The sequence below is a fragment of the Leptospira sp. WS58.C1 genome (assembly GCF_040833995.1).
Classification (GTDB): Bacteria; Spirochaetota; Leptospiria; order Leptospirales; family Leptospiraceae; genus Leptospira_B; species Leptospira_B cinconiae.
This window is the reverse complement of the sequence record NZ_CP162137.1, coordinates 3,207,052-3,221,531: the sequence shown is the minus strand read 5'-3', so window position 1 is coordinate 3,221,531 and position 14,480 is coordinate 3,207,052. Positions and strand designations below refer to the sequence as shown.

Below are 14,480 nucleotides of genomic sequence, written 5' to 3'. Positions count from 1 at the left end.
ATAAGAATTTTTAACGCAGGTACCCTTCTTGCATTAATTGGATAAAACATATTTCGAGATGAGATTTGAGAAAATGAAAATTGCCCAAAAACTTATCGCGCTCTTGATCTTAATCGCTCCAGTACTGATCTGGGGTCAAGACGCTACACCTACACCGGAAGCCGCGCCCGCTCCCCCTTTGGATAAAGGGGATACCGCATGGATGATCGTGGCTTCCACTTTCGTGTTCTTTATGATCCCGGGACTTGCATTGTTCTATGGCGGTATCGTACGATCAAAGAACGTTCTCTCTACAATGATGCACAGCTTTGTCGCAATCCTTGTGCTAACTATTCAATGGACAGTATTCGGATATAGCTTCGCATTCTCAGGCGATAATCCGTTTTACGGCAATTTTGATCTCTTTTTGTTGAACGGAATTACCGACGAAACTTTGGAGGGGACAATTCCAAAATATATCCACTTCCTGTTCCAAGGTATGTTTGCGCTGATCACTCCGGCATTGATTTCCGGTGCGATCGCAGAAAGAGTGAAACTTTCCGGATATATCGTATTCATTCTGGCGTGGTCTACCTTGGTTTACGACCCTGTTGCACACTGGGTATGGTCCGCTGACGGTTGGCTTTTCAAAAAGACTGCTCTTGACTTTGCCGGTGGAACAGTGGTTCACTTGATTTCCGGTATCGCAGGTTTGGCAGCAGCCATCGTATTAGGAAAACGTAAAGGAGAAGGCGCTGCCTTGATCGCTCCGAACAATTTGACTTACACTTTGATCGGTGCGGGATTCCTTTGGTTCGGATGGTTCGGATTTAACGCGGGCTCCGGTCTGGCGGCAAACGGACAGGCAGCAAGAGCTTTCGTTGTAACTTTAGTCGCTCCTGCAACTGCAGGTGCTATTTGGTTACTGATCGAGTATCTTCATACTAAAAAAGCTACCGCTTTGGGAGCAGCTTCGGGGATCGTTGCTGGTCTGGTTGTGATCACTCCTGCAGCAGGCTTTGTGGACGCTACCGGCGCATTGATCATGGGAGCGCTTGTTTCCCCGATTTGTTACGGAGCAATCCTATTAAAAGGAAAACTCGGCTATGATGATTCCCTGGACGCTTTCGGAATTCACGGCGTAGGTGGAGCTATCGGTGCGATCCTTACAGGTGTATTCGCACTTGCGCAATATATACCTGAAGGAGTTACTCGTGGAGACCAGATCATCGTTCAGGTTATCAGTGTAGTAGCAACCGGTGCTTACTCTATCGTAGTATCCTTGATCTTAGTGTTTATCATAGAGAAAACAATCGGATTCAGGATTTCCGAGGAGAAAGAGATAGCTGGACTCGATTCAGAGATTCACGGAGAAAAAGGTTATATTATATAACCTTTGAATTTATACATTAAGTAAAGGAGAGCATATGAAATTAATCGTAGCAATTATCCAGCCCCATAAACTGGAAGAGGTTAAAGCGGAGCTTACTAAGAATGAAATTTATAGACTTACCGTAAGCGACGTGCAAGGCTACGGGCAGCAAAAAGGTAAAACCGAAGTATTTCGTGGACATGAATACCAAGTAAACCTGCTAAGAAAAGTAAGATTGGAGATCGCGGTAAATGACGAGTTCGTTAAACCTACCGTTGATGCAATCTTGAAAGCTGCCAAAACCGGTGACGGAAAGATCGGAGACGGAAAGATCCTAATTCTTCCGCTCGAAGATGTGATCCGTATTCGCACCGGAGAAAGAGGAAGCTCAGCGATTTAATTCTTCCCCAATACGAGTCGAAACTAGCTTCGGGGTCGGTGATTTGATTTACCGGCCCCATTTTTATTAGAAGGCGACGAATCGCCTGTTTTTTGTTAGACGATCCGGTTTTAACAGGGTATACCTAAACTGTGGATCTTACGGTTAGGTGTCTAAAATACTTTGCTATTGTGTTTTACCTAACGGTTTTGTTAGGATGTTTTTCTAATTACCAATCCGCATACGTAAATAACGGAACCGGTCTTGGGATCCGTTCCGCGCCTAAACTTTCTTCCAAAAAGATGGGAATTATTCCTTATAAAGGAGAAGTGAAAATCTTAGATAAAGATCAGAGATTGGTACACATCGACGGGTTCGAAAATTATTGGTACAAGATCAAAAGTGAAGAAGGAGAAGGTTGGGTTTTCGGAGGATATTTGAGTTTTAAACATCCGGACCTTTTGCCTCCAGGTTCTAATTCTTATACAGGATTGGTCTATCGTCATCCCATTCAGTCGCTGAAACTAATTCGTAGCGATGTAATAAACGAAGATTTGTTCTTAAATTTATACGAAGCGGACTTAAAACATATATTCGCATTTTTAGAAAGAAAGAAGCAGTTATCTGAAGATCTAATCGAATGGAGGATTCTGCATGCGATCACTTTGGATATCCCGGAAAAAGACGAAGAAATATTGAATCGAGTTACTGCCCAATGTCGTACTCCAGGGTTAGATGGAAAAGAGATCATTCTTGCGATCTTAAAGATCCAAATCCGAAAGACCGGAGTAATCATCGGAAATCATTATGAGCTGGTCTTGGACAAGTTGAAAATCCGCATAGCCTGGACTTTAAGCGAAGACGAGTCCTTTTTACAACCAGTTCTGAAAACGAAAGGAATACAATGTACAATCTTCGATCCGGGCAATCGACTAAAGGGGATCTCGGAGTGAGCTTCGAATTTGTCAGTGCATTGGATCCTTCGAATGACTAGACTTTTCGACGCAAAAAAATGGAGGCTGAAATACCGACTAGGAATCCGATTGCGGAGCCTACGGAAAGCCATATCCATTTCATCCAGGGCTTTGTTTCCCACGATCTATGATCTTCCGATGCTGCCCTTTGAGCTTGCAAATCTGAGATATTTTTTTTCATCTCTTCCTTTAATTCTGCGGAAAGCTCTTGGAGTTCCGGATCAAACACAAAAACCGTTTTCTGATTGGTAGCGGTCTTTCCTGAAAAGTTGGTGCTTGAGTTTCGGTTCTGAGAATTTGGCATAGAATCTTTTAGCGGTTTTCCATGCAGTTCCCAATATCTATTACGGACTAAACTATGATTCGGCCAAACCTCGTAGGCTTTTTTAAAAAATTCGAATGCAGAAAGTTTCCTTCCTTCTTGGTAGTACGATTCCGCCTTACGTATCCATATTTCAGCCTGGTATAATGCCAAAGTAGGGTCGGAAGGTTTGGATTGAAGTAAAGGATCTAACATCTCCTGCGCTTGGGTAAAGTTCCCCGATTCGAGAACTTTTTTGATCTCAGGATAGTCTTCCGGCATTCCTTCTCCAAGTGCCCAAGAAATGGGAATAAATAAAATTATAAAAAATGTATATACTATTTTCATAATATTACCTGCTGATGATCACTGCAGAATGGGCATATCTTGCCCTCGGCATTGAGGCTAACCCGGAAGTTTCCCAAGGACCCCCTACTGCTCCGGATAGATTGACTTCGATAGCATAAACGTTCGTGCTTGGAACGTTTAAACTAACCGCTCCTCCCATGACGTAAGCCTTTCTATTTTCGTAAGAATATTCGGCGGATGGAAAATATCTTGCGATCGGGATGGAAGGTCCTGCGGTAAAGGAAGCGGCTGTCGGTTCGGTACTTAAATAATCGAATTGAAAACTCGGACTAATAATACCTGCAGGTTGGGTAATACTTCCCGTAGTGGAACCTCCTGCTGCAATCACTCCGCTTCGATCTGCCGGATAAGGATCTCCCGCTTGAGGACGAATGCAGGCAATCCCTGCACCATGTCTAGAGTCACCGGTTAAACTAGGTTCATTAAAAGAAGTAACCGCATTTGCAGAAGGAACATAAACATCGGAAGAAGGATCCGGATTTCCGCTATTGAAGAAGCGACCTCCGGTGAAAAATAATGTTCCCCCGATCGTACATCCCGACATATCGATCTTTTTGTATATATTTGTGGAAGAGGTATAGTTTACCCAAGTCCCTGCACTCCCTTCCGGAATATCTGGAAATAATTTGTAGACTTGATTTGTTAAAGTCCCCGTAGTCATATCCATTGTAGTGGTACCTGCAAGAACATAAATATTATTCTCTACCGAAGTTGCTACGGCTCCCTGGATATTTGTAGGTAAATCGGCGTAAGATCTCCAAGTGTTTGAAATCGGATCGTATGCTTCCACTTTATTACTAATGACGAAAGCACCGGAGACGTCGATAATACCTCCGATTACGAAGATAATTCCTTTATGGTTCACAACCGAAGCATAAGCTCTAGGAGTAGGCATACGAGAGACCGCTGGATACCATTTGTTTTCTACAGGATCGTATAAATCGATTTCGGCTACGGGCTTTCTATCTGCGCCTATCCCACCAACTATCCAAATTCCCCTGGTCTTAATCGGATCATCGCTGATCCATGTTTTGAATGGGACGGAAAAAATTTTTTCTTCGGACATTTCTCCACAGTAAGGATAAGCCATGTAATCGGTATTAGGTTCCAGATGGTCCATTTGGACTGAGTGGATTTTTTCGTTCATCATGGATGCCTTAAAGGAATCGGGAGTGTGTTTACCGTAAGCAAGCCAAGCTTTAGTAGAGGATGAGCAACTCCAATTTAATGTGGTTTGTTTCGCTCCTAAAGAAATGTGGAACCACTCAACTTTATTCGTGGTATTATTTGTTCCTTCCAAGAACGGAGAGTTTTCACATCGGATAAAGAAGACAGCCCAAAAACCTAAGACCGCAACATATACATTTTTCAATTTCATAATCTTTTACCTATAGAAATTTCTAGACCGGCCATGCAAAAGGATGCAGCCGTTTCAAAAAAACAAGTCCCTCTTATCCCTGTCCTAAGTTGGAAATCTCCCCAACGGAATCCTTGGTAGCCGAGCTCTACGGATGCGGAAGGATCTATCCCAGCCCTGGAAGTGTCGTCATGTTTGTATTGAACAGATGCTACACCTAATCCGAGCTTGGCGTAGAAATCTAAATTTTGATTTCCACCTATAAGCCAGTTTCGACCAAAATTCGTCCAGGCGTGCAGGACGCTGAAATTTCCCGATTCACTTTTAGAAGCGAGACCTTCTATCCTAAATCCCCATTGGTAAGTGTCTTTCATTCGCATGAAAGCAGGCTCTACAAAAAACCCGAAAGCACCCGTAGCTGGAAAAGTCGGACCAAGAGGTTGAAAATTTGGCATATATGCGGCGGTCAAACCGAAGACGGTTTCCGGCTGCGGTTGGTTGGCAGGTAGGTATTCGGAAGGAAGGTCCGGTTCTTTGATCCCGGAACTTTCCACATTAGAGACCCTGGACTTATCGATCTCCAAAAAACCTACTTCCGTACGGATTACATAAACGGAATCGTTCTCTTTGGCAAGAATTCCTTGGATCCTGCTTCCGTCCTTTAATTGGTACGTGGAGTAGCTATAGGATGATTGTTCTCCTTTTTTAGAATAATCTAATTTACGAATGTCCTTTTTAGGAATTGCATAGACTCTATTCTTCCATTGCACTCTTACGTATTTTTCGTCCTCTGAAATCACCTCCAGAATGAATGCGTCTCCATTATTCAATAGGAGCTCTGTAGCTTGGATTCCCGACGACGTTAGAATGGTTACTAAAAGCCAGGTAATTTTCAATTTTAATTTCAATTAGTATTCCTCATTATGAGACTTGAATTATGAAGATCGTTTAATCTATTTATGATATGATTTTTTCCTTCTTTTTCGGACATCTGGTTTCTAAAATTTGTATTTTATGTTTTAATAAATTTCTCATTTCGGATTTTGGACCTCAATGAGAACTTCGGGAGTTTCGCGCCTTCCTATACGCTGAGGAAATGGGAACCCACCTTGGAGCTGCCCGATAGTAAACCCACTCTCTACTAATGTATCTTTCTGGGCTCGTATGATAATTTTTGTTTTCTGGTCTTTCTTTACGATGATCTTTGCACAACGATGTTCAGTGTGTTTGGGGGTAATACAATCGGATGCATTAAAATTAGTTAAATAGATTTGATCTTCTTTTTTTGTTAAGTCATAGTCATAGCCAAATAATACCTTAAACTTAAAGAGAAGATCGTCTCGTTCACCCTTAATATAACCTCCTAGAGCCGATGCAAAATATTCGCCAGGCGCTACTTTAAATTCATAAGGTTCATTTACCAAAAGTACGCCCCTATGGTATTGGAAGTCTAACGGATGATCCTTGTATTTTTTAATAGAATCGCCTTCGTAAATATGCATAAAAAGCATAATATTGGTGGCTTCTACTTTTAGATTCTCTTCATTCTGTAGTAAGATTTCAACAGTACCTCTATCTGGGTTTGAATCAATAGGACGTTCTCTTTCTTTCCAAAGTGAAATCTTTGATGAACAATCTAAAAAGGAGAGAAAAGAGAACACACAAAGACTTGTATAGGCTAAGTGTTTAGAGACCACTTTCATTTTAGTAAACACCTTGATTCTTTCTTCATTTCGGATTTTGCACTTCTATGAGGACTTCAGGGGATTCTTGTATATAGACAGCACGAGGGTAGGGGATTGGGAGTTGGGTCGTATTCATAACTCCCATACCTAATTCAGTTTTAATCGGAACTTCTTTTTGGACTCGGATGATTATTTTTGTTATCGTATCTTTCTTGATTATGATTTTGCTACATTGATGCAGAAATTTCTTATCAATAGAGCAATTAGAGGTAGAATAATTTGATTCAATTGCTATCTTCTGCTCTTTTTTCAAATCAAGATAATAACCAAAAAGCGCACTGAACGGAAACGTTAAATCGTGGTCTTCTGCTGGAACGTCTAAAGCTTCAAGTCGAGCATAGTATTCACCAGTTGGGAGTTTTATTTCGTAAGGCAAACCTGTATAAAGGTTGCCTTCATGAGTTTGAATATTTTTTACTTTGTTTGCTGCGACTTCAACAATTTCCTTATCGAATAGGGCAAAATACCAAATGTAAATAGACTTTACTTTATTCCTTTCTTTATTTTCTAACGAAATTTCAAGTCTTCCGTGTTCCGAAGAGGAGTCCATTTTAGGGAGGCGATTGTATACAAGTGAAATTCTAGAAGAACAATCTGTAGTCCCGAGAAAGACTACCATAAATATATTAGCTAAAATTAAACTTTGTTTCGAATGAAATTTCATGTTAACTTCCAACTGTTTTACAAACCATAAAAGAATGAATTCAAAACTTCATTGAAACCGGTTCCGGCGTAAATTCCTGATCCAATTGCCCCCCAAGCATCCCCGCTTACTTTAAAAAAGCCGCTCGCCATAAATTCAGGTTCTGAGTTTCTACGATTCATGGATTCTTTTAAATTGTACCCACTAAAGTCCCAGTTGCTCCATGTAAAATTTACAAATCCTCCGAGAAGAGTTGTTGCCGCCCAATTTAATGCAGACTTGGTGGCAAATTCTCCGAACGTTCTTCCTAAAAACCTTCCAGCATTCATTCCACCGGAAATTGTTGCATCCATTCCGTAGCCGAATTTTCCTAACGATTGTTCAAAATATTCAAAATTGCTCGATTTGAATTCAGTGGAATTTGATAAACCTTTTGGCATAAACTCCAATCCGAGCTTCCCTGCTGCGAATGGTGTAATTGCAGATCCAATTCCTCCCCCAAGCTGTGCTCCTCGAATGGCTGTAGATTCATTCCAACGTCCTCCAGTTCCAGTATATCCCCCTACAATATATCCTGCAGAGGACCCAATAGCGTACCCAGCCGCAGACGCCCCTAGGTTGGCTGCAAAAGAAACGATTCCTGAAGTCCAACCTGAAGATAATCCAATCGAGGCGAGTCCATTTCCAAGCAATGAACCCCCTGTGACGACTCCTTCAGCTGTAACGACAGCAGGAGTTGCTGCTCCCCATGTCGCTACGATTAAAGCCACAGCCACAACCGCTGCAACTACCGTCTTAAAGATCTGCGTGTCTCTCATTCTGCGGATCATTCTTTTTTCTTCTACTTTTTGATAGAAACCTGCAAGGATCTTCAGAACAGGATCATTGGATTGTTGCACGTAGTATTGGAATGCAAGTTGAGCACCTTTTGTGCTTCCGAAAATGGCAGCACATAGATCATTGAATGCGGCTACTATTGCGTTATGCCCGCCTGGATCTCGGTAGGAGATTGGGTTCCCGTTCACATACATGTAACGGTTGAGTCCCATCGTTTCCGGATTCAGTTGACTATCCGCTTGTAAGAATCTTCCTGTTTCCGGATCGTAATATCTTGCGCCTGAGAAATAGAGACCCGTCTCTCGGTCCTCTAGTTGCCCCGCATATTTTCTAGCGGATATATCCGGTCCAGCCGAGTTCGCTCTATCAATTTCACCGTACGGTTTGTATTTAATATTACTTGTTCCAGGCATTTCCCCACCGCTCGCAGCAAGCCCTGCTCCGTCAGTGAGCAGCGTTAAACTTCCCAATTGGTCCGCATGATAGAAATACATGCCTGGTACAGGAACGTTTGTAAATCCTCCGGGTGCAGTCGGATTTGGCGAATTTACACTTGGTACATCAGCCGCAATTGCAGCGGCTCCCGCAACCCAAGGAGCTGTCCCTGATCCTCCGGTAGGTATAATTCCGCAACCGCTTTGGATGAGTATCGCAGTAACAAGGATTGGAGCGAATGGTAATGCCCAAGAGTTTTCCTCTCGTATGGATACTTTTTGGAAAATAGTAAATAAGGTCCAACCTAGGAGGATGATTCCTAGACTTCCCATACATACCTTTGTCCACATTTCAGGGGAGAATAAAACTGCAATGGTTTCCATCGTTCCAATCTTAAGTACAGCTCCTCCATTTTTCAAAAATGGGAGAATGGCGTATAACATGCCGGTGTCAGGTTCGCTTGCGGCTACAAGTACCGCATCCGTGCGAGTTAGCTGTGAAACAGTTTCTCCTTTCGCTCCATGTATATAAAGAGTATGTTTATCCGGTTGGCTTGGGACTCTCTGTAATTCATAGATCCCGAATACCGTATATATATCCACATTGTCGTTTTCGCTTCTTTTTTTAACACGAGCTCCCGTGAAGTCAGTATACATCTTATAATTCTGACCTCCATAGGTTTGTACCTCTTTTAAGGTTCCATACGCATCGTAGATAAGAGTATCCCCGTTTCTTGACACCATGTTTCCGTCCGTGTCGTAGGAGTACGTCATAGTTCCAAGTGAAGGGGAAGTGACCGAAGTGACTGCGTTTACATGGTTCGCATCGGAGTAAGATAATGTTTTATCCGCTTTTGCGGTCATGTTTCCGGAAGGATCGTAAGTATAATTTTCCGTTCCAAAACTTCCGGTAGCGGAAATAAGTCTGTGATTAGTATCGTATGTGAAATCTTGGGTTTCGGATGGGAAGGCCAAGTTTTCAATTTTTGTAATATTTCCGATATCGTCGTAGTTTACTTTAACGGATTGGCGAACTGTGCCGTTTTTTAGAGTAGTTTTATATCCCGAAGTTCTGAGATGGACAGGATCTACCGAAATTTCGGTGATTACTCCGTTTCCGGTCGTTCTTGTTACTACTAAATTTCCATCGGAACTGAACCCAGGTCCCACATAGGAAACTACCGGGTGATTTAAACTGCTCCAGTCCGGAACATCCATTGCCACTTGGGATAAATATCCACCGAGCTCATACTTATTCCGAACAATGGAACCATCCGGGTAACGAGTGGAAACAGGCCTGTGAAGATTATCATATTCTCTTTCTAATACGAAAGTAAGAGAGTCCACCGTCTTCGTGGTTCGTACGATATCACCCGATTCGGAATATTCGAATGCAGTACTTCCGGTAGGGTCGACTACATTGGAAAGTCTCCCGATTCCGTTTGTTCCTAAATCGTAAGTATAGCTGATATTTGTTCCGACTCCCCCGGTAACGGTTAAAAGTCGATTCAATGCATCGTAAGTACGATCTATATTTTTTCCAGAAGCTGTTCTAACTCTAGTAACATTTCCAACAGTATCATATTCATAATTCGTAGTGCCCGAATTTTGGTCCGTAAACGTTCTTCGTCTTCCGGAAGGATAGAAGGTAAGCGTGGATAGATTACCGGCCGGGTCCGTGATACGATTTTGTCTTCCTGCAGAATCGTAACCGTAACTTGTCAAAAGCCCGTTCGAATTCTTAGAAAGTATCCTCTTACTCGAATCAGTTACCACTGTAGCGGTGGAAACCTGCACTCCTGCGGCGGAGAACATAGTATTCGTAGTCGTTAGATTTCCATTACTCCCGTCAGGTACTGCGGTGATTTCGGAATAAGTACCGTCCGGATTCGTGATTTTGATCAAATTTCCGTTCGCGTCATACGTATATTCCGAGTAGATGGGACTAGTGAGACCTTGCAGATAGGGAGAAGATTTTCTTTTTACTGCACCATAAGCATCGTATTCCGTTAAACTTGCGAGAATTTTTCCTTGAGATAGAGTCGTCTCTTCGCGTATTACTCTTCCCATAGAATCGAAATATTGTTTGGTCTGTACTTCTCCGTTCACACTGTCTTTTACGACTCGGGTCAAAGTAGGGTTCAGTCCTCCGGTTCCTTCATATAAATATCTTTCTGTCCAATCTTCCGTCTCACCCGGTTGGATGATCTGAACCATCCTTCCAAAATCGTCGTATTCTCGGACTACTGATTGTCCATTCGGAGTTTTTTCCTCCAGAAGAAGTCCCTTCGGAATATCATAGACGTATTCGGTGACATGAAGAAGTGGATTTGTCGCTTTGATCAAATAACTATTGGAAGCAGTATCATACTCGTAAAAAGTACTTCGATTGAATCCGTCTCTGGTCTCTATTACATTTCCGTAAGTATCATAGAAATATGCGGCGTAGTTTGCTTCAGTAGTTCCCGGAAAGGTTTGGATTGAGCTTATATTCTTATTATCCACGTATGTGAGGGCCCGATCTTCCACTTTTACTCCGTTTACTCTTCTAGTGAAAACGATCTCCATTCCGAGATTCCAAAGAAGGTTATCGTTTAAGTATTGGATATCTTCTGTAAGAGTATAACCAGGCAATGTGGTAGTTCTTTGTCTTACGTTTCCATATGGATCGTATATAATGGATCCGGTAATAGTAAAATGAGGGCTTCCGTTTACGTACACGGTTGATACGGAATCCGTACATCTTCCGAAATTAGTAGAGAAGAAAGAAAGATTTGAAGTACAAGTATAAGTGGTATCTCTTACTGTTTGTCCTCTGGAAGATTCCACTGTTCTGGAAACAAGTCCATCCGTGTAAAAATCGACTCCTTGGAAATAAAAGTCTTCTTTTCCGTTGATAATTAGATTTCCAAGCTTATTTACTTGTTTTACGCTCGAATATCCAAGGTCACGTCTAACGTTTCTGGTTCCGTTGTAAAATCTGTGTTGGTTATAGGTAAACTCTGTACTGGATTGACTCGCATTAGGGAATGTCTGCAGCACTTTTGTTGTTACATATTTAGGTACGGGGAAGGCAATGGATGGGAAAACCGAACTAGCGATCTTCGTTTCCGGAAGTTTTGCTTCCCAATCGTATGTGATATCCACTCTAGTTCCCTTGGACGTGGAAATCGAAGCTAGGGTCCCCGCAGGAAGGGAGACGGGTGTATTTGTGAATGTAATATTTCCGGTTCCTGCGAACGGAACATTACTTCTGATATGTGTGAGGTTCGCCGGATATTCCAAGAGCGCTAAGGCAGATTCTATCGAGATCAAATCAGCTCTTGTGTCTCCGTTTAAATCCGCTGCTTGGTTTAGGAACGAAGAAGGAATTGGGGAAATATCTCCGTATTGTGCAAAGGAAAGTCCTCCCGTCCCATTCGGTTTAGAATAAGCTACACGAATATTAGAACCGTCGCACCAGATTGTGTCGTTTCTTCCGTCACCGTTATAATCAGCGAAGAAAATTCCCATTCTCCAAGAGTCGTAAGTAGACTGGCTAAGTGCCGGCCAATTCGCAGCGTTCGGATCCATAGAAGCATACGATTGTAATTTTCCCCAGTCTAGATCGTAAGCTACCGGCTCGGAAGGTCCTGTGGAATATTTGATCATTAGGGTAATATCCGTAATAGCGTCTCCATCTACGAATACTCGCACCCAAAGTGTATCATTCGCACCATCCTTATCTATATCTCTAAGGATCGACTCGGCATCATATTGACCCACTCCTTGCATCGGTATGGGATTCCCCTCCGCATCAGTGGGCGGATCCGGATTTTCAAGAGAAAGGAAAAGATCGATATCATAGGAAGAAGCATTATCATGAAATAATAATTCTAATCGACCTCCTGAAAGATACAGAACGTCTCCCGGACCCACATCCCTGCGTAAGTCCAATTCGTAAGGATCTGCAACTACTGCCGATTTAAATTTATTTGTATCTTCTTTGTATCTTAGATCATAGAGCGGAAAGACCTGCGGATTTCCGAATTCTTTACTATCAAAATAATAAGTTTTTAATGTTCCCTTTGTGGAGGTATTAATATCTCCCAGAGGAAGAACAACGGCTAAATCCTGGAGGCCGTCGGAATTCAGATCGGAGAAGTAGAAATTATCGAACTTACCTTCCGTTCCTAAGGTAAGGCTACCGTTATACAATACGGTTTGGTTTTCTCCGAATAATGTATATACCATCCTTCGTGCAGTATCGTTATCTATCCGATCATAGGTGATAAAATCAGGGATCCCGTTTCCGTCCAAATCTACAAACATCTGGTTAGTGACTCCGTAATCCGTAATCCCCGTAATTGCTCTTCCTCCGTCAAAACCGGTTCCAGTAGAATAATAAACATAAGTTTTTGAATCGGCAGGATTGTATTGGATAAAATCGGTACGACCATCCCCGTTCAGATCCGCAAGATGATTGTAGGTTCTTCTGTCCGGAGATAGATATTTAATAATCGCTCCTCCTCCTGCAGGTTTTGGATTGGTGGAGGTTACGTTTGTTTCTTGTACGCTAAATCCTGTACCTGTGGACAAATATACTTTTAGTTTAGATCCATAGTCTTCGATAAATACGATATCCGCCATTCCATTGCCGTCTACATCTGCTGGGAAGGCCTGGGTTCCATCCGTAAATCGGAATGGATTGGTTTTTAAAGTCAAATTTTCTGCGGTTTCTAAACTAGTAACGCCAGCATTATCTTTTTTTCCGAACTGGACCCAAATTTTCGCAGTGCGGTATTCTAACATTGTATTGTCTATTGCAATTCCACCTATCCCAATATAAGGCCTCTCGAAATCATATTCAACAATTCGAATGTAATCTAAAATTTTATCCCCATTCACATCTCCGAAAAATCCTATATTAGAGGAAATTCCATCTGCACAATCGTTTCCAAGCTGTATATGCCCTAACGCACACATGATTGCGGCGACAGGATTAGCTCCAAACATTGTCATTGCGCAGGTGGTAAAATGTGAAAGGCAGGCACCTAAATCGGAATATTTTAATTTTGCATTGATTGGGATAGCGCTTGATCTTTGTACAACGGCAGGGGTTTGGGAGAGATCCAGAGTTCCCATATTATACGTCAATGTAAGTGGGGCGAATTTATCTCTTTCTATACTAGTTAAAATCCTACGATTGCTCGCATCCGTTCCATAACTAAACTCCCAAGAATCCGTTTCCGAACTTTGGAATCTTGTTATTATCTCATCTAAAAGCCTTGTTTGGGTTACACTAGATCCTCCAATCCAGGATCGTACCCAATCTGCACGAGCTATCCATACAAATTCGATTTCGGAAGCGCCTCCATTATACCTTATATATTGAGGATAAAGTACTCCGTCCGTTTGGGATTGGGGATGATATAAGATTTCGATCGTATTTCCATTTTTATCTACGATCCTGTTGAGGCCCCATACATTTGCTTGGTTGGACGCGTTCACAACTCTAGAATTATAGGCGGAAGTTCCGTTAAGTTCTCCGTAATAACTGGTAGTACCGTTCCCTTCTTTGACGGACCAAGAGCATACATCACCACATCCTGCAATGGGCGTGTATTTTCTAAATGTTTCTCTTTTAGCGTGATAGCCCCCGCCTTGTGATACGGTTAATGCCTCTAATTCTCCATCTTCTGTGGAAATAAAATGATCCGCAGAGGTATAGGTAAAGGATCCAAAGGTAGAATCCCTTTTGATCTGCCCGAATCCGCCTAAACTCCAACCCATTCCTAAAAATCCATTGCCCATTTGAGAATCATAAGAGAGTGAAATAGAAGGTACAAATTTTGCCGGTCCGGGTGGAACAGGGATCCCGATAGAAGTCACCGCCCTTCCATCCGGGGCAACCTGGACTTCCGGCAAAGGAAATGGAACCCCGGATTCTTTCGGAGCACTCCAAAAAGCGCCTAACGCGAGCATACAAGCTAGAACTAATCCGAAATAGGATTTACCTTTTGAATGAATGAAAGGAAAATATCCCTTTTTTTTAAAAGAGAACAAAGATTTTGGCATAGCTAGAGCTGAGATGATTCGCATATTAGTACC

Annotated in this window: 9 protein-coding genes; 3 read left to right on the top strand and 6 right to left on the bottom strand. The window is 42.3% G+C overall.

The genetic code is table 11. The features are described from left to right. The first annotated feature begins 73 nt into the window (after positions 1-73). The 3 genes from AB3N61_RS14820 to AB3N61_RS14810 all read left to right on the top strand — a co-directional run bounded on the left by AB3N61_RS14820 (position 74) and on the right by AB3N61_RS14810 (position 2,683). Positions 74-1,372, top strand: coding sequence for an ammonium transporter (locus tag AB3N61_RS14820; RefSeq protein WP_036089191.1), 1,299 nt, complete (start codon positions 74-76; stop codon positions 1,370-1,372). A 34-nt stretch (positions 1,373-1,406) separates the two neighbouring features. Further along, positions 1,407-1,751, top strand: a complete 345-nt coding sequence (locus AB3N61_RS14815; RefSeq protein ID WP_008595143.1) for a P-II family nitrogen regulator — start codon at positions 1,407-1,409, stop codon at positions 1,749-1,751. 170 nt (positions 1,752-1,921) lie between these two features. Continuing rightward, positions 1,922-2,683, top strand: a complete 762-nt coding sequence (locus tag AB3N61_RS14810) for an SH3 domain-containing protein (RefSeq protein WP_367897954.1) — start codon at positions 1,922-1,924, stop codon at positions 2,681-2,683. Positions 2,684-2,720: 37 nt separating this feature from the next. Here the strand turns inward: AB3N61_RS14810 and AB3N61_RS14805 are convergent, their stop codons facing one another. The 6 genes from AB3N61_RS14805 to AB3N61_RS14780 all read right to left on the bottom strand — a co-directional run bounded on the left by AB3N61_RS14805 (position 2,721) and on the right by AB3N61_RS14780 (position 14,471). Then, entirely contained in the window at positions 2,721-3,353 is a 633-nt protein-coding gene (locus AB3N61_RS14805) for a tetratricopeptide repeat protein (RefSeq protein WP_020769048.1), read from the bottom strand. A 4-nt stretch (positions 3,354-3,357) separates the two neighbouring features. After that, on the bottom strand, positions 3,358-4,752 hold the full coding sequence (locus AB3N61_RS14800) for a kelch repeat-containing protein (RefSeq protein ID WP_367897953.1): 1,395 nt from the start codon (positions 4,750-4,752) through the stop codon (positions 3,358-3,360). Beyond that, positions 4,749-5,639, bottom strand: coding sequence for an LA_3334 family protein (locus AB3N61_RS14795; RefSeq protein WP_367897952.1), 891 nt, complete (start codon positions 5,637-5,639; stop codon positions 4,749-4,751). The genes AB3N61_RS14800 and AB3N61_RS14795 overlap by 4 nt, the downstream gene beginning before the upstream one ends. A gap of 123 nt (positions 5,640-5,762) precedes the next feature. Continuing rightward, positions 5,763-6,434, bottom strand: a complete 672-nt coding sequence (locus tag AB3N61_RS14790; RefSeq protein ID WP_367897951.1) for a hypothetical protein — start codon at positions 6,432-6,434, stop codon at positions 5,763-5,765. A 25-nt stretch (positions 6,435-6,459) separates the two neighbouring features. After that, positions 6,460-7,140 (bottom strand): hypothetical protein, encoded by a 681-nt coding sequence (locus AB3N61_RS14785; protein WP_020770325.1) that lies wholly within the window; start codon positions 7,138-7,140, stop codon positions 6,460-6,462. A gap of 17 nt (positions 7,141-7,157) precedes the next feature. Further along, positions 7,158-14,471: an RHS repeat-associated core domain-containing protein gene (locus AB3N61_RS14780; RefSeq protein ID WP_367897950.1), complete on the bottom strand. Its 7,314-nt coding sequence runs from the start codon at positions 14,469-14,471 to the stop codon at positions 7,158-7,160. Positions 14,472-14,480 lie beyond the last annotated feature (9 nt).